At 62.9% G+C, this 383-nt stretch carries 1 protein-coding gene; it reads right to left on the bottom strand.

Features of this window, described 5'->3' with window-relative positions; all coding sequences use genetic code 11:
- Positions 1–233, bottom strand: a 233-nt coding sequence (locus tag HUA75_RS46370) for a hypothetical protein (RefSeq protein ID WP_217446596.1), incomplete at its 3' end; no start/stop codon positions are given.
- Between the last annotated feature and the right edge of the window lie 150 nt (positions 234–383).

The following is a 383-nucleotide window of genomic DNA, read 5'->3' as shown; positions in this document are numbered from 1 at the left end:
GGCGAAGGCAAGGAGAGGCCGCCGCCAAGCCGGGTCTTGTCGTCCTGGTTGGGCGTCGCGTGACAGGACACGCATCCGCCCGCCAGAAACACTGCCTGGCCGTTCCGCAGATCGGGCTCGCCGTCGGCGACGGGCTCAAGCCCGGCACTCTGCCGGCTGGGGCTGGTCAGGAACCAGAAAGCCGCTGCGCCCAGGAGCACAAGGACGGCACACGCGCCAAGAAGACGTTTCATACCCGAACACCATAGGGATGAACCCTAAGCTAGCCCTTCAGATCAGAATGGTCAGGGTGAGATGGAGCTTTCAGCTTCGCGTGACCCGATAGGTCTGGTGGCATCCGCCGCAGCTCTTCGTGACTTCGCCTAAAGACGCCTTGAAGCTAT

The sequence above is a fragment of the Myxococcus sp. CA040A genome (assembly GCF_013336725.1).
Taxonomy (GTDB): domain Bacteria; phylum Myxococcota; class Myxococcia; order Myxococcales; family Myxococcaceae; genus Myxococcus; species Myxococcus llanfairpwllgwyngyllgogerychwyrndrobwllllantysiliogogogochensis.
This window is presented reverse-complemented; position numbering and strand designations above follow the sequence as displayed.